This window comes from Lentzea waywayandensis, assembly GCF_900115955.1.
Taxonomy (GTDB): domain Bacteria; phylum Actinomycetota; class Actinomycetes; order Mycobacteriales; family Pseudonocardiaceae; genus Lentzea; species Lentzea waywayandensis.
Genome location: NZ_FOYL01000009.1, coordinates 15,908 through 42,639, shown reverse-complemented (window position 1 = coordinate 42,639; position 26,732 = coordinate 15,908). Strand labels below are relative to the sequence as shown.

Annotated in this window: 28 protein-coding genes; 15 read left to right on the top strand and 13 right to left on the bottom strand. The window is 69.5% G+C overall.

Annotation, left to right across the window (positions count from 1 at the left end; all coding sequences use genetic code 11):
• Positions 1–4: 4 nt before the first annotated feature.
• From BM417_RS30085 to BM417_RS30070, 4 genes are all read right to left on the bottom strand, one after another.
• Positions 5–1,081, bottom strand: a complete 1,077-nt coding sequence (locus BM417_RS30085) for a sensor histidine kinase (RefSeq protein WP_218164603.1) — start codon at positions 1,079–1,081, stop codon at positions 5–7.
• 104 nt (positions 1,082–1,185) lie between these two features.
• A complete protein-coding gene (locus tag BM417_RS30080) occupies positions 1,186–2,313 on the bottom strand; it encodes a BMP family lipoprotein (RefSeq protein ID WP_093601555.1) in 1,128 nt (375 codons plus the stop codon).
• Between the two features lie 82 nt (positions 2,314–2,395).
• Entirely contained in the window at positions 2,396–2,920 is a 525-nt protein-coding gene (locus tag BM417_RS30075) for a GNAT family N-acetyltransferase (protein WP_245822247.1), read from the bottom strand.
• Positions 2,917–3,903 carry a hypothetical protein gene (locus BM417_RS30070; protein WP_093601551.1) on the bottom strand — a complete coding sequence of 329 codons (987 nt, stop codon included), beginning with the start codon at positions 3,901–3,903 and terminating at the stop codon, positions 2,917–2,919. Before BM417_RS30070 ends, BM417_RS30075 begins: the two co-directional genes overlap by 4 nt.
• A gap of 133 nt (positions 3,904–4,036) precedes the next feature.
• Between BM417_RS30070 and BM417_RS30065 the strand changes: the two genes are divergently transcribed.
• From BM417_RS30065 to BM417_RS30035, 7 genes are all read left to right on the top strand, one after another.
• On the top strand, positions 4,037–4,603 hold the full coding sequence (locus BM417_RS30065; protein WP_093601549.1) for a MerR family transcriptional regulator: 567 nt from the start codon (positions 4,037–4,039) through the stop codon (positions 4,601–4,603).
• Positions 4,600–6,918, top strand: coding sequence for a VIT domain-containing protein (locus BM417_RS30060; protein ID WP_093601547.1), 2,319 nt, complete (start codon positions 4,600–4,602; stop codon positions 6,916–6,918). Before BM417_RS30065 ends, BM417_RS30060 begins: the two co-directional genes overlap by 4 nt.
• A gap of 45 nt (positions 6,919–6,963) precedes the next feature.
• Positions 6,964–8,877: a GH36-type glycosyl hydrolase domain-containing protein gene (locus BM417_RS30055; protein ID WP_093601545.1), complete on the top strand. Its 1,914-nt coding sequence runs from the start codon at positions 6,964–6,966 to the stop codon at positions 8,875–8,877.
• Between the two features lie 30 nt (positions 8,878–8,907).
• On the top strand, positions 8,908–9,177 hold the full coding sequence (locus tag BM417_RS30050; protein ID WP_093601543.1) for a hypothetical protein: 270 nt from the start codon (positions 8,908–8,910) through the stop codon (positions 9,175–9,177).
• A 63-nt stretch (positions 9,178–9,240) separates the two neighbouring features.
• Positions 9,241–10,641, top strand: a complete 1,401-nt coding sequence (locus BM417_RS30045) for a fatty acid desaturase (protein ID WP_093601541.1) — start codon at positions 9,241–9,243, stop codon at positions 10,639–10,641.
• A gap of 10 nt (positions 10,642–10,651) precedes the next feature.
• On the top strand, positions 10,652–11,260 hold the full coding sequence (locus BM417_RS30040; protein ID WP_093601539.1) for a TetR/AcrR family transcriptional regulator: 609 nt from the start codon (positions 10,652–10,654) through the stop codon (positions 11,258–11,260).
• 21 nt (positions 11,261–11,281) lie between these two features.
• Positions 11,282–12,238 (top strand): SDR family NAD(P)-dependent oxidoreductase, encoded by a 957-nt coding sequence (locus BM417_RS30035; protein WP_245822246.1) that lies wholly within the window; start codon positions 11,282–11,284, stop codon positions 12,236–12,238.
• On the opposite strand, the gene BM417_RS30030 is transcribed toward BM417_RS30035, so the two are convergent.
• Positions 12,235–12,591 carry a 5-carboxymethyl-2-hydroxymuconate Delta-isomerase gene (locus BM417_RS30030; protein WP_093601535.1) on the bottom strand — a complete coding sequence of 119 codons (357 nt, stop codon included), beginning with the start codon at positions 12,589–12,591 and terminating at the stop codon, positions 12,235–12,237. The genes BM417_RS30035 and BM417_RS30030 overlap by 4 nt on opposite strands.
• A 421-nt stretch (positions 12,592–13,012) precedes the next feature.
• On the opposite strand from BM417_RS30030, the gene BM417_RS49930 reads away from it, so the two are divergent.
• Positions 13,013–13,138 carry a hypothetical protein gene (locus tag BM417_RS49930; RefSeq protein WP_281251362.1) on the top strand — a complete coding sequence of 42 codons (126 nt, stop codon included), beginning with the start codon at positions 13,013–13,015 and terminating at the stop codon, positions 13,136–13,138.
• Between the two features lie 43 nt (positions 13,139–13,181).
• Here the strand turns inward: BM417_RS49930 and BM417_RS30025 are convergent, their stop codons facing one another.
• Positions 13,182–13,946, bottom strand: a complete 765-nt coding sequence (locus BM417_RS30025; RefSeq protein ID WP_093601533.1) for an SDR family oxidoreductase — start codon at positions 13,944–13,946, stop codon at positions 13,182–13,184.
• 101 nt (positions 13,947–14,047) lie between these two features.
• Between BM417_RS30025 and BM417_RS30020 the strand changes: the two genes are divergently transcribed.
• Positions 14,048–14,887 carry a helix-turn-helix transcriptional regulator gene (locus BM417_RS30020; RefSeq protein ID WP_093601531.1) on the top strand — a complete coding sequence of 280 codons (840 nt, stop codon included), beginning with the start codon at positions 14,048–14,050 and terminating at the stop codon, positions 14,885–14,887.
• Here the strand turns inward: BM417_RS30020 and BM417_RS30015 are convergent.
• Both BM417_RS30015 and BM417_RS30010 read right to left on the bottom strand, forming a co-directional pair.
• Entirely contained in the window at positions 14,880–15,356 is a 477-nt protein-coding gene (locus BM417_RS30015) for a GNAT family N-acetyltransferase (protein ID WP_245822245.1), read from the bottom strand. The two genes, BM417_RS30020 and BM417_RS30015, sit on opposite strands and share 8 nt — an antisense overlap.
• A complete protein-coding gene (locus BM417_RS30010) occupies positions 15,353–16,375 on the bottom strand; it encodes an alpha/beta hydrolase (protein WP_093601529.1) in 1,023 nt (340 codons plus the stop codon). Before BM417_RS30010 ends, BM417_RS30015 begins: the two co-directional genes overlap by 4 nt.
• Before the next feature lie 53 nt (positions 16,376–16,428).
• Between BM417_RS30010 and BM417_RS30005 the strand changes: the two genes are divergently transcribed.
• From BM417_RS30005 to BM417_RS29980, 6 genes are all read left to right on the top strand, one after another.
• Positions 16,429–17,010 carry a TetR/AcrR family transcriptional regulator gene (locus BM417_RS30005; RefSeq protein WP_093601527.1) on the top strand — a complete coding sequence of 194 codons (582 nt, stop codon included), beginning with the start codon at positions 16,429–16,431 and terminating at the stop codon, positions 17,008–17,010.
• Positions 17,011–17,057: 47 nt separating this feature from the next.
• Complete coding sequence (locus BM417_RS30000) at positions 17,058–17,828, top strand: SDR family NAD(P)-dependent oxidoreductase (RefSeq protein ID WP_093601525.1); 771 nt, start codon at positions 17,058–17,060, stop codon at positions 17,826–17,828.
• A gap of 96 nt (positions 17,829–17,924) precedes the next feature.
• Positions 17,925–18,833, top strand: coding sequence for a DMT family transporter (locus tag BM417_RS29995; protein WP_093601523.1), 909 nt, complete (start codon positions 17,925–17,927; stop codon positions 18,831–18,833).
• A complete protein-coding gene (epsC, locus tag BM417_RS29990; protein WP_218164602.1) occupies positions 18,830–19,474 on the top strand; it encodes a serine O-acetyltransferase EpsC in 645 nt (214 codons plus the stop codon). Before BM417_RS29995 ends, epsC begins: the two co-directional genes overlap by 4 nt.
• Positions 19,475–19,496: 22 nt before the next feature.
• Entirely contained in the window at positions 19,497–20,492 is a 996-nt protein-coding gene (cysK, locus tag BM417_RS29985) for a cysteine synthase A (RefSeq protein ID WP_093601521.1), read from the top strand.
• Between the two features lie 6 nt (positions 20,493–20,498).
• Positions 20,499–20,990 (top strand): cupin domain-containing protein, encoded by a 492-nt coding sequence (locus tag BM417_RS29980; RefSeq protein WP_093601519.1) that lies wholly within the window; start codon positions 20,499–20,501, stop codon positions 20,988–20,990.
• A gap of 42 nt (positions 20,991–21,032) precedes the next feature.
• On the opposite strand, the gene BM417_RS29975 is transcribed toward BM417_RS29980, so the two are convergent.
• The 5 genes from BM417_RS29975 to BM417_RS29955 all read right to left on the bottom strand — a co-directional run bounded on the left by BM417_RS29975 (position 21,033) and on the right by BM417_RS29955 (position 26,638).
• Positions 21,033–22,034 (bottom strand): LacI family DNA-binding transcriptional regulator, encoded by a 1,002-nt coding sequence (locus tag BM417_RS29975; protein WP_177320679.1) that lies wholly within the window; start codon positions 22,032–22,034, stop codon positions 21,033–21,035.
• Positions 22,035–22,062: 28 nt separating this feature from the next.
• Entirely contained in the window at positions 22,063–23,385 is a 1,323-nt protein-coding gene (locus tag BM417_RS29970) for a GH1 family beta-glucosidase (protein WP_093601518.1), read from the bottom strand.
• Positions 23,382–24,203, bottom strand: coding sequence for a carbohydrate ABC transporter permease (locus BM417_RS29965; RefSeq protein WP_093601516.1), 822 nt, complete (start codon positions 24,201–24,203; stop codon positions 23,382–23,384). The genes BM417_RS29970 and BM417_RS29965 overlap by 4 nt, the downstream gene beginning before the upstream one ends.
• Before the next feature lie 2 nt (positions 24,204–24,205).
• A complete protein-coding gene (locus tag BM417_RS29960; protein ID WP_093601514.1) occupies positions 24,206–25,180 on the bottom strand; it encodes a carbohydrate ABC transporter permease in 975 nt (324 codons plus the stop codon).
• A gap of 174 nt (positions 25,181–25,354) precedes the next feature.
• Entirely contained in the window at positions 25,355–26,638 is a 1,284-nt protein-coding gene (locus BM417_RS29955; protein ID WP_093601512.1) for an ABC transporter substrate-binding protein, read from the bottom strand.
• Positions 26,639–26,732 lie beyond the last annotated feature (94 nt).

The following is a 26,732-nucleotide window of genomic DNA, read 5'->3' as shown; positions in this document are numbered from 1 at the left end:
CAAGTCACGGTGCGGCAGGCAGTCGCACCGTGACGCGAAGCCCGCCACCTGCCCGAGGCGTGAGGGTGAGCGTGCCGTCGTGCGCGCGGGTGATGCTCTTGACGATCGCCAGCCCGAGCCCGACCCCCGCGTGATGGCGGCGGACGCGTTCGGCACCGCGCTGGAACGGCTCGGTCAGCGTCGACACGAGATGCTGCGTGAGCTGCTCACCGGTGTTCTCCACGGTGAGCGTGACGAACGCGGGCCCGGCCGCGGCAATGATCCGGACGGTGCCGCGCTCGGCGAGGTTGTGGACGATCGCGTTGTGCACGAGGTTCGTCGTGACCTGCAACAACAGCGCGGGTGACCCGACGGCGAACGCGAGGTCGCCGGCCGTCTCTATGGTGACACCGTGCTTCTCCGCCAAGGGAAGCAACGTCTCGGTGGCCTCCTCGGCGACCAGCGACAGGTCGACCCGGTCCTTGGTGAACGACCGCTGATCGGCCCGGCTGAGCAACAGCAGCGCCTCGGTCAGGTCGATCGCCCGCGCGTTGACGAAGTGCAACCGGTCGACGAGCTCATCGGAGTCGCGGTCCTTGCGGGCGACGTCGAGCAACGTCCGAGTGACGGCCAGCGGGGTGCGCAACTCGTGAGAGGCGTTGGCCGCGAACCGCTGCTGCTCGGCGACGTGCGTCTCCAACCGCGCCAGCATGGCGTCGAAGGCGTCGGCGAGTTCGTGGAACTCGTCCGAGCGTCCCGGCAGTGCGATGCGATGCGAGAGCGAGCCGGCAGCGGCGACCCGAGTCGCGTTGGTGATGCGGTCGAGCGGCGCGAGCATGCGCCCGGCCAGGAACCAGCCGCCCAGGAGCCCGAACACCAGCAGGAAGCACAGCACGCCGATGATGAACGGGGCGAAGGAACCGAGGAGCCGCCCACGGTCGATCATGAAGTCGCCGGTGGGGGTGAGGATCCAGCCGCTGGGCAGGAAGTACGTGTAGTAGGCGAGCACCGCGGCCATCAGCAGGATGCCGGTGACCACGAGGAAGCCGGCGTAGCTGATGGTGAGTTTGAGGCGGACGCTCAAACCTGGTGCCCTGTCCACGCAAGCCTCCCCAGCCCGTCGCTGCGAGGCTAAGCGATGGCTCATATCGCCCGCGTATCCACACGGCGGCCGGTGGGGTTCGGCGAACCCCACCGGCGTGAGCACTACGGCGTGTCCGCGACCTTGATCTTGCCGTCGACGATGTCCTTCTTGTAACCCTCGAGAATGCCCTGCAGCTTCGCGTCGATCTTCCCGCCCGACGTGGCGTACCCCATGCCGTCGACCTTCAGGTCGAAGACCTTGGGCAGCGACGCGAGTTTGTCAGCGGCGGCCGCGTGGAAGAAGTCGTAGACGGCGACGTCCACGCGCTTGAGGCTCGACGCCACGATGACGTCCCTGTTGGCGGCGAGCGCCGGCTGGTTGTACTGGTCGGCGTCGCAGCCGATCGCGAGCACGCCCGCCTGCTTGACCGCGGCGAACACGCCGATGCCGGAGGCCCCCGCTGCCGGGTAGACGACGTCGGCGCCCTTGTCGATCAGGCCCTTCGCGGCCTCCTGGCCCTTCGGCGGGTCCTGGAAGCCGGTGAAGTCGCCGGCCGGGGTGATGTACTTCTTGTCGATCTTCACCTTGGGTGCCGCGGTGCGCGCGCCCTGGTTGTAGCCCGCCTCGAACTTCTGGATCAGCGGGATGTCCACGCCGCCGACGAAGCCCACGTGGCAGTTCTTGCTCTGGTACGCGGCGACGACGCCCGCGAGGAACGCGCCCTCCTGCTCGGCGAAGACCAGGGGCGTGACGTTCGCGGCGCCTTCGACGGCGGAGTCGACCAGGCCGAACTTGACGTTCGGGAACTCCGGCGCGACGACCTTGAGCGACTCGGTGTACGCGAAGCCGACGCCGACGATCGGGTTGAAGCCCTCGGACGCGAGCTGGCGCAGGCGGGTCTGCTTCGCGGCCTCGTCCTCGTTCGGCGCGGCGGAGAGCTCGCGGGTGTTCTCCTTCTTGACGCCCATGTCCTTGATCGCCTGGTCGAAACCGGCGGCGGCGAGGTCGTTGAACGACGCGTCGCCACGGCCGCCGATGTCGTAGGCCAGGCCGATCTTCAACGCGCTGCCGTCGACCTTGTCACCGCTCGCGGCGCTGGTGCTCGACGTGGCGGGCGCGGTGGGCGGCGTCGAGAACTCGCAGGCGCTGCCGGAACCGGTGGGCGTGGTGCCACCACCGGAGTCCTTCGCGCAGGCGCTCACCACCATGAGGCTGGTCAGCGCGATCGCGGCCACGGCGGTGCCACGCATACGACGACGCACGGTTCGTCTCCTCTAACTCGGCTTTAGGAGGCGGACGGTACCTCGCACCTCGATCAAACCGGTTGAGAGTTCACTTACTGGGATCGAGATCTTTACGGAAGACGAGGAAGTCGCACGGACACGCCAGGCGCGGCACCAGGAACGGATACGCGTCTTCCAGGCTGTCCTTGCGCACGACCTGATAGCCGATCCGCGTGTACCAGCCGCGCAGGAACTCCTTGACCGGGTGCGCCCATCCTTGCGGTACCAGGAGTTCCAGCTGCATCTCCGCGAACCCGCGCTCGCGGCCCCAGTTCTCGGCGAACGACACGAGGTCGCGGCCGATGCCGGTGCCGCGCTCCTCCGGCGCGGCGACCAGCATTCCGAACTCGCCGACGCCGTCCTCGATCTCGTGCACGCGCACCGAACCCACGACGCGCTCATCCGACCTGAGCACCGCGATCTGCCCGGTGGCGATGAGCTCCGCCACCTCCGCCGGGGTGGTCCGGGCGCTGCCTTCCTGCCAGATCCCCGCCTCCGCCTCGGCGTACACGCGGTTGATCAGGCCGGCGATCTCCGAGGCCAGTCCGGTGTCGGAGATCAGGACGGGAGTCACCACGGCGACGGCTGCGAGATCTTGGCGAGCTCGTCCGCGTGCTGGAGCACGCCGAGTTCGCGCAGCATCCGGTCGCGTTGCACGGGGTCGTGCGCGACGTGCGACGCGTGCAGCGCCTTGCGCAGACGGGCCTTCCGGCGCGGCGTCCACCGGCTGGCGATGGCCAGCTTCGCGGCACGCAACGCGGCCTTGTCACGGGTACGCGCCGCGGCGTCCCGGTGGTCGTCGCCCAGACCCAGCAACGACAACAGCCGTTCCCGAAGCTCACGGCCCACGCGTGCCCACGTCGTCGTGCGCTGACGCGAGGCGCGGATCTCGATGCCGAGCGCGAGGTGCAGCATCACCAGGCCGAGCACCGGTCCGAGCAGGACACGGGCGGTACCGGCGACCGGGCCGGACAGGCTGAAGGCCGCGAAGGCGGCGAACGCGGTCAGCGCCCACGCCACGAGGCGGGCGGGTCCGGGACGGCCGTCCCGGCGCACGCCACCGCGCATCGCCCACCCGCACGCGACGAGCGCCGCCTCCATCACGGAGAACAGCACGACCCGCTCGACGACGTCGGTGATGCCCAGCCGCTGCTCGAAGAACCGCCACGAGGTGTCGACGCTGACGCCGATGCTCATCAGCGCGACGGCGTAGAAACCCTTGGCGCCGGCGGGCTTGGAGGGCTCCGCGGGCTCCACGGGGGATTCGGGGGAGGGGGCCTCAGCCTTGTCGAGCTCGGCGATCAGTTCCGGTGTCAGCAGTACGTGACCGCTCGTGTCGGTCATGCCGTTGCGGGCACGCCACTCGTTCACGATCGTCCTGGCGTGGGAAGCGGTCGGTACCACCTGGCCCTGCTTGTGCAGCCAACGCCGAACGTCCTCGACCGTGCCGCCGCGCGGCATGTGCTCCAGCGCGTAGACGATCTGGGCCTTCTTGGTGTTCAAGCGGCCTAACTCGGCGCTGTGGTCGGTCAGGGTGCCGACCTCGTCCGTGGTCACTCGTGCTCTCCGTCCTCATGTTGGGGGCTTACAGGGGCACGCGGACGCGCTGGACCCTACCCGGCTACCGGGCGTGAACATCATCAGGTTTCCGACGTTGACACTGTCATTGTTGCAGTGTCACTATTGAGGGGTGTGGACGCTCGACGAGTTGCTGGACCGTGTCTCCGCCGCGCTGACGGCGGAGTACTCGGGCGCGCCCAACGGCCGCGTCCGGGACGTGCCCGACAAGCGGGCCGTCCGCTGGTACGCGACGACGGGGCTGGTCGACCGGCCATCGGCGATGCGCGGCCGCACCGCGTTGTACGAGAAGCGCCACCTGCTCCAGCTCGTGGCGGTGAAGAGACTTCAGTCGCAGGGGAGGACGCTGGCCGACATCCAAGCCGAGCTCGCGGGCGCCACCGACACGACGCTGGCGGCCGTCGCCCGCGTCCCGGAGCACCTGCTCGCCTCTGGCGAGGCATCGCCGCCGGAAGCCGTTCGCCCGAGGTTCTGGGCCGAACCCGCTGCCGCGCCGCCCGCTCCACCCGCACCTCCGGAGGCGTTCGCGCTCAACGGCGTCGCCCTCGGCGGAGGTGCCGTCGTCCTCGTGCCGGGGACGCCGACCGCCGCCGACCGCGCCGACATCGCCGCCGCCGCCCGGCCACTGCTCGACCTGCTCGCCGCCCGTGGCCTGCTCAACGAAAGGGACTCGCCATGACCATCTCCGTCGCCCCGATGAAGGCCGCCGAAGCCGACCGCATCGGCCGGACGACCGAGGACGCGGGTATCGGCGCGCTGCGCACCGAGCGCGGCAACCTGCCGCTGGAGCGGCTCGACGTGCGAGCGACGATCACCGGCCTCGTCGGCCGCGTCGTGCTGTCGACCGGGTTCGTGAACACCTACGACACCGCTCTCGAAGCGACCTACGTGTTCCCGTTGCCGGATCGCGCCGCCGTCACCGGCATGAAGATGACCGCCGGCGACCGCACCGTGGAAGCCGACCTCCAGGAACGCGCACAGGCCCGCCAGACCTACGACGACGCGATCGCGGCAGGCAAGAGAGCGTCCATAGTGGAGGAAGAACGGCCCGACGTCTTCACCATGCGCGTGGGCAACATCCCGGCCGGTGAACGGGTCACCGTCGAGCTGACCCTGGTGGGGCCGCTGGTCTTCGAGGACGGCGCGGCCACGTTCCGGTTCCCGCTGGTGGTGGCGCCGAGGTACGTGCCGGGCACGCCCCTGCCGGGTCCGTCCGTCGGTGACGGGTACGCCCAGGACACGGACGTCGTGCCGGACGCCTCCCGCATCACGCCGCCCGTGTTGCTGCCGGGCTTCCCGAACCCCGTGCGGCTGGGCGTCGGCGTCGAGATCGACCCGGCCGGCCTGGAGCTCGGTGAGGTGCGGTCGAGCCTGCACACGGTGGTCACCAAGGGCAACACCGTGACGGTCACTCCGGGCGAGCGGGTCGACCGCGACTTCGTGCTTCGCCTGGCATACCAGGGGAACAGCTCCGCCGTCGTGTGCGTGCCCGACCTGGACGACAGCGGCGAGGGCACCTACCAGCTGACGGTCCTGCCGCCCGAGCCCGAGGTCCCGGTCCGGGCACGGGACGTCGTGCTGCTGCTCGACCGCTCCGGCAGCATGTCGGGCTGGAAGATGGTCGCGGCCAGGCGCGCGGCGGCTCGCATCGTGGACACGCTGACCGCGGACGACACGTTCTCCGTGATCACCTTCGACGACCGCCTCGAACGGCCGGACACTCTCGGCTCGGCGCTGGTCACGGCGACCGACCGGCACCGCTTCCGCGCCGTCGAGCACCTGGCGGCCGTCCAGGCCCGCGGCGGCACCGAGATGTTCGAGCCGCTGCGGCAGGGCCTGAGCCTGCTCGCCGGCGCGACCTCGGAGCGCGACCCCGTCCTCGTGCTGGTCACGGACGGCCAGGTCGGCAACGAGGACCAGATGCTGCGCGACATCGCGCCGATGATCAACCGGACGCGGATCCACGCTGTCGGCATCGACACGGCCGTCAACGCGGGCTTCCTCGGCAGGCTCGCTGCCGCCGGCGCGGGCCGCTGCGAACTGGTCGAGAGCGAGGACCGGCTGGACGAGGCGATGACGCACATCCAGCGGCGCATCGGCGCGCCCGTCATCACCGACGTCGTGGTGTCGCCTTCGTCCGACCTGCCCCGGCAGCCCACGGCCATCTATCCGGGCGTGCCGCTGGTCGCCTTCGGCCGGTACCGGGGTGCGGCGCCGGAGTCGTTCAGCGTGCGCGGCCGGACCAGGGACGGCGCGGACTGGCAGGAGACGGTCGCCGTTCAGCGGCACACGTCGCCGGCCGTCCGGGCGCAGTGGGCCCGTGCCGCACTGCGTGACCTGGAGGACCGGTACGCGGTCGGTGACCGGGCGCTCGAGTCGTCGATCGTCCAGACTTCGTTGAAGTTCGGTGTGTTGTGCCGCTTCACCGCGTTCGTGGCGGTGGACGAGCGGGTGGTGTCCGACGGGACGGTGCACCGGGTGGTGCAGCCGGTCGAGCAGCCCGCGGGGTGGGAGCTTCCGGCTCCGGGGTTCGCGATGCCGATGGCGGCGCCGAGCTTCGCCGGTGGCGCACCGGGCGGCGGCTACGGCGGGCCACCGCCTGTCGCGGCCGCCGCGCCGATGGTCAGGGCCGCGGCGCCGAAGCGGATGCGCGAGTCCGCGTCGATGCCTGTGCCGCCACCGATGCCCATGCCCGTGCCGGCGGAACCCGCCGATCTGCGGGAGATCGTCGCCCGGGAGGTCCAGCGCCTGGAGAAGGACGTGGCATTGCCCCCGTGGGAGCGTCGCGACCTGCTCGCTGACCTGGCCAGCCGGCTCGGCACCCTGATCGCCGGTCGGCAGGGCGAGACCCACGCGCCGTTGCACGGCCTGGTCGCGGAGATCACGGCCGGGGGAGACGTGGACAGGCTCTGGGCGCGGGCACTGGAGGTACTGCGGGAGTTCGTGGCGGGAAAGACCGCCGAGCCGGAGCGCCGCCGCAGGTTCTGGCGCTGATCGGACGATTGCCCGCCAGGTGGTTGTGCCGGAACGCTCATCTGCGTGAGCGCGTTCGGTGAGTGGACGACAGTCGAGGGCCTGCCCGCGTTCGAGTACCGGGCGGGCCCTCGGCCGTGGGACCCGATCATCGACCCGCCGACGTCACGGAACTGGGTGCATCTGGGCAACCGCCGGATCACCCTGGTGGCGGACAGCGACGGGCGTTTCGGCGTCTGGGACGAGCACCTCGGGTGCCGCTGGATCACCGAGCGCACCGGCATCGCGCGGTTCGGCGATCTGTCCACGGATTCCCCTCCTGCCAAGCTGTTCGGGCCGACCTTCTGCCGGGTCGGGGTGGCTTCGGACCCCGTAGAGATCGAGCGCACGGTGCTGTGCCCGGAGGGCGAGGTGCCGTGGGTGTTGATCAGGGTCGACGTGCTCAACCGGGGCGATGTGGTGCTGCGCGGGGCGTTGAGCGAGGAGTGGGTCGTGCGGCCGCGCCTGGTGGACCTGGAGTTCGGGCCTGTTCGCGGTGACGCTCCACCGGACGCGCCCGTGGTGGCGCTGGAGCACTTCGGCGGCGAACGGGCGGAGACCACCGCCGGGACGTTGACCGTCGAAGCCGCGCTGGACCTCGCGCCGGGGGAGCGGACGACGGTGTGGTTCCGGTTCGGCCTGGTCGACGGGCCCGCAGACCCGGAAGTCCTGTACGCGGCCAGTCTTGCCGGTCTGAGGAACCGTCTCCCGTCGGCGCCCGCCGAGATCCAGTGGCACGCCGCGCTGCTGACGGGCGGCGCCTGCGTCGACGGCGTGCTCGGCGGCCACACCTTGAACCAGGGGTCGGCCTACTCGTTCCGGCACGGTTTCAACGGCGCCGCAAGGGATCCGTTGCAGCACGCCCTGCCGTTGGTGCACCTCGAACCAGATCTCGCGCTGTCGGTGCTGCGCAACACCTGTGCCTGGGGTAGCCCGGACGGCGACCTCCCGTACGCCCTCGACGGGCGCAAACAGCCGTGGACGCAGCTGTTCCGGCCGTCCGACCAGAACCTGTGGGCTCTCTGGCTCGCCTCCGAGTACGCGGCCGCGACGGGCGATCTCGCCGCGTTCAGCGAACCCGTGCCGTACCACCCCTGTCACGGCGCCGATCCCGTTCCACTCGCCGAGAACCTGCGGCGCCAGTTCCGGTTCTTCGCGGACGAGGTCGGTGTGGGGGAGCACGGCCACGTCCGGATCCTGAACGCCGACTGGAACGATCTGGCGATCAAAGAGTCCGGTGTGGACCGTGAGGTGATGATCGAACGGGGCGAGTCGGTCCTGAACTCGGCGATGGCCGCCTGGGTGCTGCCGGTGTACGCGGACCTCGCCGCACGTCTGGGCGATGACGCGACAGCTTCCGAGGCACGCGAACGCGCCGCCGCCCTCCGTTCGCTGGTCGCGGGGGAGTGGAACGGCCGTTGGTTCCGGCGCGCACACGGCCCTGACGGCAAGGTCGTCGGCGATCACGACCTGTGGCTGGAGGTGCAGCCGTGGGCGATCCTGTGTGGCGCCGCCACTGCGGACCAAGCGCGCGCACTGCTCGCCACGATCGACGAGACGTGCCGGGCCGGTTCGCCGCTGGGCGCTCGCCATCGCTGGCCCGTTCCCGACGGCACGCACGGCCAAGTGTGGTCGTCGGTCAACATGACGCTGATCTGGGCAGCCGCTGCCTACGATCCGGAAATGGCGTGGGACGAGTGGCGACGCATGACCCTGCACGCGCACACCGCCGCCTACCCGGAGGTGTGGACCGGAACCCTGTCCGGCCCCGACTGCTACCTCGCGCCCGAGAGCGACCGTCCCGGCGAGACGTGGGCCCTGCCCGACTTCGGCACCGCGATGCAGGCGTACCCCGTCGCGAACCTGCACAGCCACTCCCAGCCGTTGCTCGCCCATCTGCGGCTGAACGGCGTCGTACCTCGATTCGGTGAACGAGCGTGACGTACCGGGATCCTGGGTGCTCCTGACTTCGTGTCCCTGCGCCCGTTGCCCGCGGCCGAGCGGCTGTCGCTCGTCGAACAGACCGCTCTGTGCCACCCGGCCGTGCACAGCGTCGAACTGTCCTTTGAGGACGAGATCGACGTCGAGGTCGTGGTGTGGCGCGGAAGTTCGCCGCTGCGGACCGTGCACGACATCGCCACGGCACTCGATGCGGTGCTTCCGGGCGTGCCCGTGCGTCTGACGGTGTCGGCCGTCGCCTACAAGAGGCGCGCCACGACCCTGCTCGTGGTTTACAAATAGCACCCTCTTGTCAAACTGACTTTACATGTCCTACCGTTCTGTCAACCTCCTGAGGAGCGTGGCATGAGCGACAAGAAGGCAACGGTGCCCGTCGGCTCAACCGAGCAGTGGACGGACGGCAAGCGGTACCTGTGGTTGCTGGGGCTGGTCGTGCCGTCCCTGGCGTTCCTGGCGATCGGGATGCACGCGGCGACGGGCTGGGGCGTGTGGTTCTGGATCGGCCCGATCGTGGTGCTGGTGATCGTCCCGGCGATCGACCTCTTCGCGGGCCTCGACCGCAGCAACCCTCCCGACGACGTGATCGAGCGGCTGGAGAACGACCGCTACTACCGCTGGATCACCTATCTGTTCCTGCCGATCCAGTACGTCGGGTTCGTGGTGGCGTTCTGGCTGATCGCGCGCGGAGATCTGTCCGTTGTGGACAAGATCGGTCTCGCGGTGTCGATCGGGTGCATCGGCGGGATCGGCATCAACACGGCGCACGAACTGGGGCACAAGAAGGAGAGCCACGAGCGCTGGTTGTCCAAGATCGCACTGGCGCAGAGCTTCTACGGCCACTTCTACATCGAGCACAACCGCGGCCACCACGTGCGGGTCGCGACCCCGGAGGACCCGGCGAGCAGCAGGGTGGGCGAGAGCTTCTACCGGTTCTGGCCGCGCACCGTGTTCGGTTCGGTCAAGTCGGCGTGGCGCCTCGAACGCAAGCGCTACGGACGTCGTGACCGGCACCCGTACCGCCTGGGCAACGACGTGCTCAACGCGTGGCTGATGTCCGCCGTGCTGTGGGCGGCGATGATCATCTGGCTGGGTGTCGGCATCGTGCCGTACCTGCTGATCCAGGCGGTGATCGGCTTCTCGTTGCTGGAGGTCGTGAACTACATGGAGCACTACGGGATGCTGCGGCAGAAGGTCGGGGCGCCGGACCGCAGGCGGTACGAGCGGGTCGACCCCAGCCACAGCTGGAACTCCAACAACATCGCGACCAACGTCCTGCTCTACCACCTTCAGCGGCACAGCGACCACCACGCCAACCCGACCCGGCGTTACCAGACGCTGCGTGACTTCGCCGAGTCCCCGGTGCTGCCGACCGGCTACGCGGGCATGATCCTGTTGGCCCTGGTACCGCCGCTGTGGCGGCGCGTGATGGACCCGCGGGTGCGGGGCCACTTCGGCGGTGACATCGGCCGCGCCAACATCCAGCCCGGCAGGCGAGCGAAGGTCCTCGCCCGCTACGGCGGCGTGGACATCGGCGAGGAGGTCGTCACCGACACTCGTGGCGACGCGACCGCGGGCGGCATGTGCCCAGGCTGCGGCTACGTCTACGACGAGAAGACGGGCGACCTGCGCGAGGGCTTCCCGGCCGGAACGCCGTGGGCGGACATCCCGGACTCCTGGTGCTGCCCGGACTGCGGGGTGCGGGAGAAGATCGACTTCGTGGCACCGGGACGCGTCGGCACGGCCTAGGATCGCCGGCATGGGCGCGACTCCAGCGGCGGCTTCCGGCCGGCGGCAGCCGATCATCGAGGCGGCCGTCGAGATGACCGCCCGCGACGGCTGGGCCGCGGTCACCATGACGCGGCTCGCCGAGCAGGTCGGCGTCAGCCGGCAGACCGTCTACAACGAGATCGGCTCGAAGAACTCCCTGGCCGACGCGATGCTCGCCCATGAGCTGGGCCGGTTCCTCGCCACGATCGGCGACGCGTTCGACCGCCACCCCGACGACCTGGTCGAGGCGATCTACGACGCCGTCCGCGACGTCCTCGACCTCGCCCGCGACAACCTGCTGGTTCGCGCCATCGCCTCGGCGACGCACGGCGCGGACACCGAGCTGGTGCCGCTGCTGACCACCCAGGCCGAAACCCTGCTGATCGAGGTCAAAGCAATGCTCGCGGCACGGGTCGAGTCCTACCGGCCGGGCCTCACGGCCGAGCAGATCGAGGTGCTGATCGACCTCATGACCCGCACGGTGCTCAGTCACGTCATCCAGCCGACGGGTACCCCGGCCGGCACCGCCGACGGCCTCGCGTGGCTAGCGTCACGTGTGCTGGAGGAGCCCGCGAGGAAACCCCTTCGGTACGGCTGACGAATGCAGGGAGTGAAGCGGGTGAGCGGACTGTTGCGCGTGCTGGACACCGTCGCGGACCGGCTCGTGGTCCCCGGCTACTCGAGGCTGGGCCATCAGCTCCGCCGCAGGGGCTGGGCCGGTGATCCGCAACCCGGTGCGCTCCAGGGCGCCAACGCCGTCGTGACCGGCGCCGGTTCGGGCATCGGCAAGGCGACGGCGCTCGGCCTCGCCCGCCTCGGCGCCGACGTGCTGCTGGTGGTGCGCGACGAACGCAAGGGCGAGGCCGCGCGCGCCGAGATCCTCGCCGAGGTGCCCACCGCGAAGGTCCTGATCCGGCACTGCGACCTGTCGAGCCAGAGCTCCGTGCGCCGGTTTGCCGCCGACCTGCCGTACAGCCGCCTCGACGTCCTGGTGCACAACGCCGGTGTTCTGCCGAACAAGCGCACGGAGACCGAAGACGGACACGAGCTGACGTTCGCCACGCACGTCCTCGGCCCGCTGCTGATGACTGATCTGCTGCGCCCGGCACTGGCCGCCTCATCGGACCCGAGAGTCGTGCTCGTCTCGTCGGGAGGCATGTACACCCAACGCCTCCGCGCGGACGACCCCGAGTACCGCGAGGGCGACTACCGTGGCGCGACCGCCTACGCGCGCACGAAACGCATGCAGGTCACGCTCGCCCCACTGCTCACCGAGCGCTACGCCCAGGACGGCATCGGCGTGCACGCCATGCACCCCGGCTGGGCCGACACGCCGGGCGTAGCCGGTTCACTGCCCGGCTTCCACCGGCTGACCAGGACGTTCCTGCGCACCGCCGAGGAAGGCGCGGACACCGTCGTCTGGCTTGCCGCGACCAGCCCCGCACCCCGCTCCGGCCAGTTCTGGCACGACCGCCGCGAGCGTCCGACGCACCTGCTGCCGACCACCGGCGACAAGCCGGACGACGTGAACGCGTTCTGGCAGTACAGCACCAGCGCGGTCGGCCTTCTGCCCTAGAGGACCAGCTTCTGGTACTGCTCGCGGTCCATGTCGTACACCTCCAGGGTCACCTGCGTCGGCAGCCCCTCCACCGGCTTGAGGTGATCCCGCGCGATCCCGAGACTCACCCGCCCGACCTCCTGCTTGAGCTCGACCGGACGCCCGGTCAGCAACCCGACCCGGACGTGGATCATCGCCGCGGGCGAGCCGTCCCCGATCACGGACTCCTCGATCTGCCGGAACCGCGTCTTGAACGCCGCCACCTCCGCGCTGACCAGCGGCCCGACGGCCTGGTGCAGCGCGAGGGCGAAGGCGCGGCGGTCGAACGCCTCGGTCAGTTCGGCGGAGTACTCGACGGTGATCTGTGGCATGTGCTCACGCTACCGGCGGCGGCCAGGACCTGGCGGACCGTCTCGCACAGCAGATCATCATCTGGGATTCCCCTGGTGGGACGCACGTCCGTGGCGAGCAACGGCCGCAAGGCCGGGACCGCTTCAGGATGCCGTGCGCACAGCCAACAGCAGCCGCGTCCCAACGCCTGCCCGTGCGTCGGGATGCGTGCAGACGGCGCTGATCTCGGTGTAGTCAGCCATTCGCAGCCATTCGCGGCCATCGCCACCAGCCGACCGTCACGCCGGACACCCAAGTACGCACCCATCTCGACGGTGCGCCGCAGGAACGGGCCCAGCCGCGTGAGCTCCGCGAACGCCTGCATCTCCGGAACGTCATAAGCACCAAGCCGAACGGCTGCCGCGTGGCCCTCGCCGACGCACGTGCGCAGCACCGTCCGCAGTGGACGACGTCGTGAACGCCGACATGGCAGGCCACATCACCTCGGCGGCGGAGCGCAGGCCGACGCCGGCGCACCAGATCGGCCGCGAACCGGTGACGTTCCGGGAGTCCGCCAGGAGCCTGTGACCGGCGCGCGGGGCAGGCCTCGGAGGACGCCTGCCCCAGAGCGTCACTTACCGTGCGGGTCCCCGACGTTGAGCGCGGCGACGACCTGGTCGTAGTCGCCGCGCGCCTCGCCGTAGCGCAGGAACTTCACGCGCTCGACCTGGATCTCGCGGGCGTCGGGCTGGGTCTCGATGATGCTCATGACCTCGGCGACGTACTCGTCGAGCGGCATCGCGTGCTCGCTTTCGGCCTGGCCGGGCAACAGGTCGGTCTGCACCGCCGGCGGCTCCAGTTCCACGACCCGCACCGACGTGTCGGCGAGCTGGAGTCGCAGTGACTCGCTGAGCATGTGGATGGCGGCCTTGGACGCGTTGTAGCTCGGCGTGACCTTCAACGGCGCGAAGGCGAGGCCGGAGGAGACGGTCATGATCGTGGCGTCCGGCAGTGACTGGAAGTGCTCGACGAACGCGGCGATCAGGCGGATCGGGCCGAGCACGTTGGTCGTGACGATGCCCTCGGCGGACTCCAGGAACGACTCGGGGCGGTGCCAGTCCTCGACGCGCATGACGCCGGCCATGGTGATCAGCACGTTGACCGACGGGAAGCGTGCGATGACGTCCTTGGCCGCGGTCTGCACGCTGGCCGCGTCGGCGGTGTCGATGCGGACGGTCTCGACGCCGGGGTGTTCGGCGGCGATCCGGTCGAGCAGTTCGGTGCGCCGGCCGCCCACGATCACGGTGTTGCCGCGCTCGCGCAGGGCGAGGGCGAGCGCCAGGCCGATGCCGCTGGTGGCGCCGGGGATGAAGACGGTGTTTCCGGTGATGTCCATGGCGCTGAGCTTCTGCCGTTCTCCGGTGCCGCGGCAGAGAGCCCTTATCGGGGGATCGGCAATCCCTGGTTCGCAGCCGCACAAGCCGGATACTCGAACACATGGATCGGGTGGAACTGGCCGGCTTCCTGCGTCGCCGCCGGGAGGAACTGAGGCCGGAGGACGTCGGCCTGCCGGCGGGCGCGCGCAGGCGGGCACCGGGGCTGCGGCGCGAGGAGGTCGCGGCGCTGGCCGCCATGTCCACGGACTACTACACGCGCCTGGAACAGCAACGCGGCCCGCAGCCGAGCGAGCAGATGCTGGCCTCGCTGGCCCGTGCTCTCCGGCTGAGCGACGACGAACGCGACTACCTGTTCCGCGTCGCCGGTCGCAACGCGCCGTCGCCGCGGTCGACTGCCACGCACGTCGCGCCCGCGTTGCAACGGGTGCTGGACCGGCTCGACGACACGCCCGCGCTGATCCTGTCGAACCTCAGCGAGGTCCTCGTGCAGAACCGGTTCGCCGAGGCGTTGTACGGCGACTCCTCACACTTCACCGGTCACGCCCGCAGCGGGATCTACCGCTGGTTCACCGACCCGGACGAACGCCTGATCTACCCCGAGCACGACCGTGACCGGCAGAGCCGCACCCAGGTGGCGAACCTGCGTGCCGCCTACGCCTCGATGGGCCCGCGCTCCCGGGCCGGTGAGCTCGTTCGTGCGCTGCAGAAGGAAAGCGCGGAGTTCGCGGAGCTGTGGGAACGGCACGAGGTCTCGAAGCGGTTCGAGGACCACAAGGTGCTGATCCACCCGCAGCTCGGCGAGATCGAGGTGGACTGCCAGGCGTTGTTCACCGAGGACCAGTCGCAGGCGTTGCTGGTGCTGACCGCACCGCCGCGCACCGAGGCGTTCGACAAGCTTCAGCTGCTCGGTGTGCTGGGCACGGAGAAGTTCGTCAGCTGAGGACGAGGATCGTCTCCTCGATCTCGGCCTTCCGTGCTGCCGCATAGCCGGTATCGGTGCCGACAGGCTTGAACCCCGCCCTGGTCAGCACGCGCAGCGAGGCCGCGTTGTCACTGGCGGCGCGGGCGTGCAGCGGCCGGACTGTCACGCGTTCGAGCAGCAACGCCACCGCCCGCCCGGCGACGCCCTGACCCCACACCGCGCGGTCGATCCAGTAGGTGATCTCGGTGTCGCCCTCCAGCACGAAGCTGGCGATGCTGCCGACGACCACCCCGTCACCGAGGATCACCTGGTTGAAGGTCTCGGGATTGGCCCGGATCTTGCGCATGTGCGCGTCGAACGCCTCGCGGTCGTCGGGGTCCTTCGCCGTGAAGGCCGCCATCCACACGGCCTCGGGATCGCGCATGAACTCGAACAACACGTCCAGGTCCGCGTCCTCGACGCCTCTCAACGTGACTTCTCCGATCATCGAGCCAACCTAGTCGCGAGCCACGCCAGCGAGAGGGGATATCGGTAGTCGATCGCGCCGTGACCCGCGTCGAAGAGCTCGAAGTGCACGCGGTCGTCGGGAATCCCGGCCAGCGCGATCTCCCTGCGGAACGCCTCCGCGCCCAGGTCGAGGAAGTACTCGTCCCTGGTGCCCGCGTCGATCCACACGGCCCGCAGCGAACGGATCGCCTCAGCGTGACCGGGCACCATCCGCACCGGGTCCCAGTCGAGCCAGCGCTGCCACACCTCGGGCCTGAGCGCTCCGGTGACGGAGTCGAACGGCAGCTCGGGCGTGCCGTCCTCGGTGGCCGAGAAACACGCCGCCACACCGAGAATCCCGAGCAGGTCCATGTCCTCGGGCTTGGTGAACGCCGTCCGGCTCTGGAAGTCCGTCCACCACTTCTGGACGTCGTTGTCGTACCCGCGCAACGCCCGCACGGCCTTGCCGAAGTCCGCGAGGTAGCAAAGCTCGTAGAGCGCGTCACCCGCGTGCGTGGCCAACGCGCCGAACAGGTCCGGCCGCAGCATCGGCGTGATCATCGCGCCGAACCCGCCCGACGACTTGCCCGCGATCGCCCGCGACTCGCGGCCCGGGATCGTGCGGTAGTGCGCGTCCACCCACGGCACGATCTCGTCGCACAGGTACGAGTGGTACCGGCCGGTGCCGGGGGAGTCGACGAACTGCGAGCCGCCGTACGACGTCCACGCGTCGACGTAGACGACGATGCAGCCAGGGGCTCCCTGGGCGAACACCGCGTCGGCCGTCTCGATGAACGGCTGGCGGAACGGCGTGCGGTTCGCCCACATCGCCACGTGCCCGGTGTAGCCCTGGATCAGGTAGACGGTGGGGTAGTGCTCGGTCCCGGAGTCGTAACCCGGCGGCACGTACACCCACAGCGGCCGCTCGTGCGGATCTCCGAGCGGGTTGTCGCGCAGCAGTGCGGACTCGACGGTGTGCCGGTCGAGCCGGCCGGCGAGCGATCCCTCCCAAGGCAGCATGATCCCAGTCAACCACAGTGGACCCGCCGGTCCAGAAAACGTAGTCTGGGGGCATGAAGCTCACGGCGAAGGGGCAGGCGACCCGGCAGCGCATCATCGAGGGGGCGGCCTCCTACCTGCGCGGTGACGGCGCGGCGAGCGTCACCCTGGACGACATCCGGGCGATCACCGGCACCAGCAAAGGCCAGATCTTCCACTACTTCCCGGACGGCAAGGAGGAGCTCTTCCTCGCCGTGGCGCGGTTCGAGGCCGGCCGCGTTCTCTCCGACCAGCAGCCACATCTGAGCGCCCTGACGTCGTGGGCCGCCTGGGAACGCTGGCGCGACTCGGTTGTCGCCCGCTACCGGGCGCAGGGCCGGAACTGCCCGCTCGGCGTGCTGATGGGTCAGCTCAACACCACGCCGGGCGCGCACGAGGTCATCGGCACGCTCCTGGACCGGTGGCAGTCCGAGTTGCGCGAAGGTGTCGCCGAGATGCAGGAGGCCGGCCTGGTGCGCTCCACAGTGGACGCAGACAGGGCCTCCGCCGCGTTGATCGCGGGCATCCAGGGCGGCGTGCAGGTGCTCCGGTCGACCGGCAGCGTCACGCACCTGGAGGCGGCTCTCGACCTCGTCATCGACTACCTCCGCGGTTGAAAGTCCTGGACTTGCGGGTCCAAAAATGCGGACCTAGCTTCGAGTGCATGGCACAACGACTGCAGGGCAGGACGGCCCTCATCACCGGTTCCACCAGCAACATCGGCCGCTCGATCGCGGTCGCCTTCGCCCACGAGGGAGCGCACGTCGTCGTCTCCGGACGCGACGAGGCCAGGGGAGCGGAGGTCGTCGACCAGATCCGCTCGTCCGGCGGCCACGCCGACTTCGTCCGCGCCGACCTCGACGGCTCGTCCGCCGCGAGTCGCACACTGGCCGCGGAAGTCCTGGCGCTCCTGGACGGCCACGTCGACATCCTCGTCAACAACGCGGGCATCTACCCGTCGCCGGGCACCCTCGACACCGACGACGAGACCTTCGACCGCGTCTACGGCGTCAACGTGAAGGCACCGTTCTTCCTGACGCAGGCCCTGGTTCCCGCGATGATCAGCTCGGGTTCCGGCGTGGTCATCAACCTGGGCTCGTGGATCGCCCGCCTGGCCGTGCCGCGCGGCTCGCTCTACAGCTCCACCAAGGGCGCCATGGAAACGCTTACCCGCGCGTGGGCGGCGGAGTTCGGCCCGCAGGGCGTGCGGGTGAACGCGATCTCGCCCGGCGTGGTCGTCTCGCCGGACTGGGACCCCGCCACCGTCCACCCCGGCGAGGTGATGATGCACGGCACGCCGGCCGGCCGGTCCGGGCATCCCGACGCCATCGCCGGGGCCGCGGTCTACCTGGCCTCGGACGACGCCGCGTTCGTGCACGGGACCGTGATCGACGTCGACGGCGGGCGGACCGGCGTCGCGGTGGTCGCCGGCTGAGGAGTTCGTGCTGACGGGGCTCGCTCGAGCGAGCCCCTAGGAGCATCTGTTGAAGTGTCCAAACGACTACTGACAGATGATCCGAATCGAGAAGCAATGGACAAGGCATCCGTCGCGCGCTTCCTGCTGCTGGCGCTGCTGTGGGGAAGCAGCTTCACGTTGATCAAGGTGTCCCTGGAAGGTTTGACACCGGGGCAGCTCGTGCTCAGCAGACTCATCCTGGGCGCGGCCGTCCTGCTCTCCATCGCGGCCGTCCGCAAGGTCGCCCTGCCGCGTTCCGCCCAGATCTGGGGGCACATCGCCGCCGCCGGTCTGTTCGGCAACGTGATCCCGTTCCTCCTGCTGTCCTACGGCGAGAAGACCACCGGCGCCGGCATCGCGGGCGTCCTGATCGGCGCCAGCCCGCTGCTGACGCTGGCGCTCGCCACCGCCGCCCTGCCGACCGAGCGGGCGACCTCCCGCAAGGCGGTCGGCCTGGTGCTCGGCTTCATCGGCGTGGTGCTGCTGATCGGGCCGTGGCACGAGTCGCTCGGTTCGCTCAGCGGGCGGCTGGCCTGCTTCGGCGCGGCCGTCAGCTACGCGATCGGCTTCGTGTACGTCCGCAAGTACCTGTCGCCGCTCGGCCTGGCGCCGCTGTCGCTGGCCGCCTCGCAGCTCGTCGCGGCGGCCGTGCTCCAGGCGATCGTGACGCCGTTCCTCGGCTGGCGCACGCCCGACTTCACCGGCCCGGTGACGATGAGCATCGTGCTGCTCGGGCTGTTCAGCACCGGTCTGGCCTACGTGCTGTACTTCCGTCTCATCGGCGACGTCGGCGCCACCACAGCGTCGGCGGTCAACTACGTCGTGCCGGTGTTCGCGGTGCTCGTCAGCGTGTTGTTCCTCGGTGAGCACGTCACGTGGAACCTCATCGCGGGCGGTCTCGTGGTCCTCGTCGGCGTGGCCTACGCGGAGAACAGGCTCGGACAGCTCCGCAAGACCCCCGAGAAGGTGGGGGCGGTCCGGTGAACCCGCGGGCGCTGCTCGGCGCGATCACCGCGGACCTGGACATGGTCCTCGACCGCGATCCGTCGATCACGTCGCGCAGCGAGGCGTTGCTGCACCCGACGGTGATCGCGATCTGGGGCTATCGCGTGTCGCACTGGTTGCACCTGCGGGGTCACCGGCGCAGCGCCCGGCTGATCATGGTCATCGCCAGGCTGCTGACCGGTGGCATCGAGATCCACCCCGGGGCGGAGATCGGCCGTGGATTCTTCATCGACCACGGCGCGGGCGTGGTGATCGGCGAGACGGTGATCATCGGCGAGGACGTCACGATCTTCCACCAGGTGACGCTCGGCGCGGTCGGGTGGTGGCACGACAACCAACGGCCGCAAGGATCCCGGCGGCATCCGAAGCTCGGCGACCGGGTCGTCGTCGGGGCCAACGCGACGCTGCTCGGTCCGATCACGGTCGGCCACGACTCGGTGGTCGGCGCTCAGGCACTCGTCATCCGTGACGTACCAGCGGATTCGCGCGTCCTGGCGCCGTTCTCCGTGCCGGCCCTGAGGTCGACCCGTGGCGTGGTGAAGGCAGCCAGGGCCCGTCATCCCGTCCAGATCACGGGACTGCGGCACAAGGGCGCCCAGGCCGTGTTCCCCACTTGGTGACAACTAACCGATCGGAGTTCGCGTGAACACCCGAGTCAGTCAGCCCCTCACCAGACGACCGCCCGCCCACTCGCTCGTGGACCTGATCGGCGGGACACCCACCGTCCGGCTCGACCTCGGTGTGACCACCGCGAACCTCTACGCCAAGCTGGAGATGGCCAACCCCCTGTCCAGCGTGAAGGACCGCGCCGCGCTCTACATGATCAACGGCGCGGAAGAGCGCGGGGACCTGACCAGGGGCACGGGCACGATCGTCGAGGCGACGTCGGGCAACACGGGCATCTCCATGGCGGCCATCGCGGCCGCCCGCGGGTACAAGTGCGTGATCGTCCTGCCGGACAGCGCGACCAGCGAACGCATCCAGCTGCTGCGCGCGTTCGGCGCGGAGATCGTGCTGACCCCGTACCAGGAGGGGTACGTGGCGGCGATCGCCAAGGCCGAGGAGATCTACCGCGAACGGCCTGGGTCGTGGTTCGCCTGCCAGCACGAGAACTCCGACAACGTGGCGGCGCACTACGCCACCACCGGGCCGGAGATCTGGAACGACACCGACGGCGAGGTGGACGTCTTCGTCTGCGGTGTCGGCACCGGCGGAACGCTCAGCGGCACCGCGAAGTACCTGAAGGAACGCAATCCCGGCATCCGCGTGGTCGCGGTGGAGCCGGAAGGGTCACCGGTGCTCAGCCAGGGATGGGGCGGCCTGCACCGCATCCCCGGACTCAACGGCGGCTTCGTCGCGCCGACGACGGACGTGGCCCTGATCGACGAGGTCCTCACCGTGTCCAATGAGGACGCTTACCGGACGGCAAGGGAACTCGCGCGGACCGCGGGGCTGCTGGTCGGGGTCTCCTCCGGGGCGGCGGCGCACGCGTGCCGCGTGCTCTCCGCGCGGCCGGAGTACGCGGGCAAGAACCTGGTCACCGTGTTCCCGGACACGGGCGAGCGGTACCTCTCCTGGTTCAACCAGGAAGACACGACTGACAGCGGCGAGACGCCCGCAGCCATCAACGAGGAGTGAACAGACATGACGCAAGTGTCCAACATCCTGCTTCCCGGCGAAGGCGAGTCGGTGCAGATCGGCACGACCACCCACACCACCTTCAAGGCCAGGGGCAGTGAGACGGACGGGCGCCTCGGCCTGTACGAGCACCGGATGGCCGCGGGCGCTCCCGGTGCCTCGCCGCACGTGCACAACGAGCAGCTGGAAGCGTTCTACGTCCTGAGCGGCATGGTGGAGCTCCACCTCGACGGCAAGTCGTTCGCCGCGCCTCCCGGCACGTACGTCAACGTCCCGATGGGCGTGTCGCACGGGTTCCACAACCCGTACCAGGACCAGGCCACGATGCTCATCATCTTCACGCCCGCGCTCAACCGCGAGGAGTACTTCCGGGGCCTCGCCGAGATGTACGCGGACGGCAACAAGCCCACCGAGGACGAGTTGCTGACCCTGATGGCGAAGTACGACCAGTTCGAGGTCGCGATCGACGGCACCGTTCCGGGCTGGGGCAGGCACTGAGGTTACGGCGGGTGCCTGGTTTCGGGCACCCGCCACCCTTGCTCAGGCCGAGTCGCGCACGATCAGTTCGGTGGGCAGGATCAGCGACGTCGGCTGTTCGCCGTTCAGCAGCCGGATCAGCATCCTGGTCATCTCCCGGCCGAGTGCCTCGATGGGCTGCCGGACCGTGGTCAGCGCGGGCTGGGTGTGCCGCGCCGTCACGATGTCGTTGAAGCCGACGACCGCGACGTCCTCGGGCACCCGCTTGCCGTGTTCCCGCAGAACGGCGAGCGCTCCGGTGGCCATGGCGTCGGAGGCGACGAAGACGCCGTCCAGGTCGGGGTGGTCCTCGAGCAGGAGCTTCATGCCCGCGGCACCGCTGGACTCGCTGAAGTCGCCGTGCGCCACGCGTTCGTCGCCCAGGCCCGCCAGCACGACGGCCTCGCGGAAGCCCATGTAGCGCGACATGCCGGCGTGCGTGTCGAGCTCACCGGTGATCGTGCCGATCCTGGTGCGGCCGGAGGAGATCAGGTGTTCGACGGCCGTGCGGGCGCCGCCCCGGTTGTCGGCGTCGACGTACCACTGGGGTGCGCGGTCGAGCGAGCGTCCACCGTGGACGGCCGGCAGGCCGCTGTCCTCCGCCATCTTCGACAGCGGGTCGTTCTCCTTGAGCGCCAGTAGCATCACGCCGTCCGCGCCGCGCGACTGGAGCACCTGCGCGAACCTGTCCCTGCCGCGCTGGGAGGCGGCGAGCAGCAGCATCAGGTGCAGGTCGGTCTCCTCCAGCGCCGCGTTGACGCCGCTGATCACCTCGGCGAAGAAGAGGTTGGCGAAGATCGCCGGGTCGTCGCTGGAGATCACCAGGACGACGGCGCCGCGCCGCTGGCTCGCCAGTGAGCGGGCGGCGGTGTTCGGGACGTAGCCCAGATCCGCGATGGCGCTCTGGACCGCGCGTTTCGACTTCTCGCTGACGTGGCGCGCGTTGTTGATTACGCGGGACACGGTGCCGGTCGAGACGCCCGCGCGTTGCGCCACTTCCTCCAGGGTGGGAGGCCGGGTGTTCATGGCCGCACCCTATCAATGTTGTAAGCGCTCACAGTCCACCTCGCGCGATGACGTCCGCGTACCACCGGGCACTGTCCTTCGGGGTGCGGCGCTGGGTGTCGTAGTCGACGTGCACGAGGCCGAACCGCTGGGCGTAGCCGAAGGACCACTCGAAGTTGTCGAGCAACGACCAGGCGAAGTAGCCCTTCAGCGCCACACCTCTCGACACGGCCTCCGCGCAGGCCCGCACGTGCCCGTCCAGGTAGGCGACGCGGTCGGCGTCGTGCACCTCGTCGTCGAACGCGGCGCCGTTCTCGGTGATGTACAACGGGATCGCCGGGTAGTCGCGGTCCAGCCGCAGCAGCAGGTCGAGCAGTCCGCTGGCGTCGATCTCCCAGCCGATGGACGTGCGCCGCCGCCCGCCGTCGAGGTGCCGGACGTGCTCGGAGCCGACGTAGGCCGAAGGCGACGGGGTGGTGCCGTGGCCGACGAGCATGGGGGAGTAGTAGTTCACGCCGAGGAAGTCGATCGGCGCCGCGATGGTCTTGAGGTCGTCGTCCTGGACGTGGTCGAAGCCGGTGACGTGCTCCAGGTCCCGCCGCACGTCGTCCGGGTACTCGGCCAGCAGCACGGGGTCGAGGAAGAGCCGGTTCTGCATGCCGTCGATCCGGCGGGCCGCGTCGAGGTCGTCCGCGGTGTTGGAGCCCGCCGTGACGTGGGTGAGGTTCAGCGTGACGCCGACCCGTGCGTCGGACATCGCCCGTGCCGCGAGCCCGTGGCCCAGCAGCAGGTGGTGGGCGGCGCGGATGGACGCGTCCGGGTCCTGGCGGCCGGGTGCGTGCCTGCCGGTCGCGTAGCCGAGGAACGCCGAACACCACGGCTCGTTCAACGTCGTCCAGTGCGTGACGCGGTCCGCCAGCGCCTCGTGCACGATCTGCGCGTACTCGGCGAACCGCAGGGCGGTGTCGCGCTCCGGCCAGCCGCCCGCGTCCTCCAGCGGTTGCGGCAGGTCCCAGTGGTAGAGCGTCGGCCAGGGCTGGATGCCGTTGTCCAGCAACGTGTCGACGAGCCTCGAGTAGAAGTCGAGCCCGCGCTGGTCGACGGCACCTGAGCCGAGCGGCTGGATCCGCGGCCACGCGACGGAGAACCGGTAGGCGCCGAGCCCGAGTTCGCGCATGATCGCGACGTCCTCGGGGTAGCGGTGGTAGTGGTCGGCGGCGACCGCGCCGGTGTCGCCGCCATCGACCTTGCCCGGGGTCGCGCAGAAGGTGTCCCAGATGGACGGTCCGCGTCCGTCCTCGGTCACCGCGCCCTCGATCTGGTAGCTGGACGTGGCCGCGCCCCAGAGGAAACCGGGTTCGAACGTCGTCATGCCTTGACCGCCCCTTCCATGATGCCGCCGATGATCTGGCGACCGAACGCGACGAACACGAGCAGCAACGGCACAGTGGCGATCAGCGCTCCGGTGAACATGAGCGTGTAGTCGGTGTAGTAGGTGGTGGAGAGCTGCGACAGCGAGAACTGGACGGTCGGGTTGTCCGCTTCCAGGACCGCGAGCGGCCACAGGAACTCGTTCCAGGCGCCCATGAAGGTGAACAGGCCGAGCACCGCCGCGCCGGGACGCAACGCCGGCAGCACGATGCTCCAGAACGTGCGGAACGTGCTGCACCCGTCGATGCGGGCGGCCTCGATGAGCTCGTCGGGCACGGCCTGCTCGGCGTACTGGCGCATCAGGAAGACGCCGAACGCGGACACCAGCGCCGGCACGACGATCGCTTCCATCCGGTTCTGCCAGCCCAGCTCGACCATGATCATGTACAGCGGGATGATGCCCATCTGCACCGGGATCATCATGGTCGCGAGGATGACGAGCAGCAGCCCGTTGCGGCCGCGGAACTTCAGCTTGGCGAACGCGAAACCCGCGAGCGACGAGAAGAACACGACCGACACGGTGATGATCGCCGAGCTGAGCAGCGAGTTCCACAGGCCCAGCAGGAAGTTCGCGTCGTCGGCGGCGAACAGCCTGCCGACGTTCTCCCCGAAGTTCGGGCCGGGTGCCAACGGCGGTGGCCAGTCGCCGACGACGTCGTTGGCGCGGGTCGCGACGACGAAGAGCCAGTAGAGCGGGAACGCCGACAGCACGATGCCCGCGAGGAGCGTGAAGTAGACCAGGGGATGGGTTTTGCGCATGGCTACCTCGACCTCCGCGTGATCAGGAAGTTGACGACGCCGAGCAGGGTGATCAGCAGGAAGATCATCCACGCTACGGCGGAGCCGTAGCCGTAGTCGAAGTCCCGGAACGCCTTCTCGAACATGTACATCGACACCGTCTGGAACTGCCGCAGGCTGCCGCCGGAGATGGCGAAGCTGCCCTGGCCGAAGATCAGCGGCTCGGTGAAGAGCTGCATGCCCGCGATGGTGGACATGATGACGGTGAAGACGATGGCGGGCCGGATGTTCGGGACCGTGATGCTCCAGAACTGCCGGACCTTGCCCGCACCGTCCACAGTGGCCGCTTCGTACAGGTCCTTCGGAATCGCCTGCATCGCCGCGAGGTAGATCAGGGCGTTGTAGCCGGTCCACCGCCAGTTGACCATGGTGGCGATCGCGGTCCACGACGACCACTTGTCGGCGCGCCAGTCGATCGCGTCGATGTTCACGAGGCCCAGCAGGCCGTTCACCATGCCGGCGTCGCGGTCGAAGATCTGGCTGAACACGATGCCGACGGCGGCGACGGACGTGACGATCGGCAGCAGCACGCCCATCCGCAGGAACGTGACGGCGCGCAGCTTCTGGTTGAGCAGGCTCGCGAGCACCAGAGCGCCGAGCAGTTGCGGCACCGTGGAGAGCACGAGCATGCCGAGGGTGTTGACGACCGAGTTCCAGAAGTCCGGGTCGGCGAACAGCGCGACGTAGTTGTCGAGCCCGACGAACGCGCCCGCGCCGGTGATGTCCCAGTCGTGCAACGACACCCAGGCCGTGTAGATCAGCGGGAACAACCCGAAGACCGCGAAGATCACGAAGAACGGCGCGATGAACAGGTAGGGCGACCACTTCACCTCGACGCGTGAGATCCGGTCGCGCAGCCGGGGGCGTGGCTGCTCGGGAGGCCTGCTCCCGGCCGCCGGGGTGCTGGGGGCCGTCCTCGGCCGCAGATCGGTCACCATCGTGTGTCCTCGGGTGCTGTGGGGATGACGGCCGGGGCGGGGGTTTCCTCGTCGCCCCGGCCGCCAGGTCGCTACTCGGCCGGCCGTGGGGTGGGTCTCCGCAGCGCCCCAGCCGTCAGGTGTGTGGTCGGGGCCCTGCGGCGCGGGGACTTCCGCGCCGCCCCCGGACCTCCGCTACTTGGCCAGGCGCTTGGCGTCGTCGACGGCCTTGGCCCAGGCCTCGTCGGGCTGGAGCTTGCCCTGCTCCACCGCGAGCAATGCGTTGCCGACGCGGTCACCGATGGCGTTGTTGTCCGGCCCGAGGTAGACCGGCTTGAGCGCCTTGACGCTCTCGCCGAAGATCTTGCCGACGGGCGCGTCGTTGAAGTACGGGTTCTTGAAGTCCTGCACGACCGGGTCGTCGATGGCCTGCGGCGAGGACGGGAAGTTGTTCTTCGCCTTGAACGCCGCGGTCTGTCCCTTGGCGCTGGTCAGGAACTTCGCCAGCTCGGCGGCCTCCTTCTGGTGCGTGCTCTGCGCCGGCACCGCGAGGAACGAACCGCCGCGCACCGCGCCGTTGCCGGGCACCTTCGCGACGTCCCACTTGCCCTTGTTCTCCGGACCCGCCTGCTTCTCGATCGTGCCGAGCATCCAGGACGGGCACGGGATCGTGGCGAACGTGCCGTTCTTGAAGCCCGCGTTCCACTGTGGACTCCACATCTCGATGTTGGCCGACAGCCCGGCCTTCACCATCTCGATGGACTTGTCCCAGGTGGCCCGCACGGCGGAGTTCGAGTCGATCACCAGCTCGTTCGTGGAGTCGTAGTAGGTGTGGTCACCCGACTGCATCAGCATGTTCAGGTAGACGCCGCCGGTCGAGTCGTAGAACCCGGCGCCGGGGGTCTTGGCCTTGAACTGCTTGCCGGTGGCGAGGTAGGCGTCCCAGGTGGGCCAGAGCCTGCCGACCGCCTCCCGGTCGGTGGGCAGGCCCGCGGCCTCGAAGAGGTCCTTGCGGTAGCACATGCCCTGCGCGCCGACGTCCGTGCCGAGACCGACGACCTTGCTGCCGTCCGAAGTGGACGCCTGCTGCCACTTCCACGGCAGGAAGTTGCCGGAGAGCTCCTTGGCGCCGTGGTCGAGCAGGTTCACGAACTGGTCGGGCTTCGCCATGAACTGCGAGAGGATGCCCTCCTCGATCGCGACGACGTCGCCCGCGCCCTTCCCGGTGGCGAGCCACTGCTGCAACTTCGGCGTGTAGTCGCCGAGCTTGCCGATGTTCTCTTCCTTGATCTTGATACCGGGATGGCTTGCCTCGTACTCCTTGTACAGCTCGTCGTAGCCGAACTGGCTGAACGTCTTCACGACGAGCGTGACGTCCCCCGACGCGGAGTCAGCGGTTCCACCGCCACACGCGGACACGGCCACCAGCGAGCTGAGCAGAGTTGTGGCGAGCAGAGCGCGCCTCGGTCGAACACCCATCGAAGAACCTCCAGTTGGCGGATGGTCTGCAAGCGCTAACACCTGGATTTGGTCGTCTGACAGACCACTGGAACACCGTTCACCTGCTGCGACG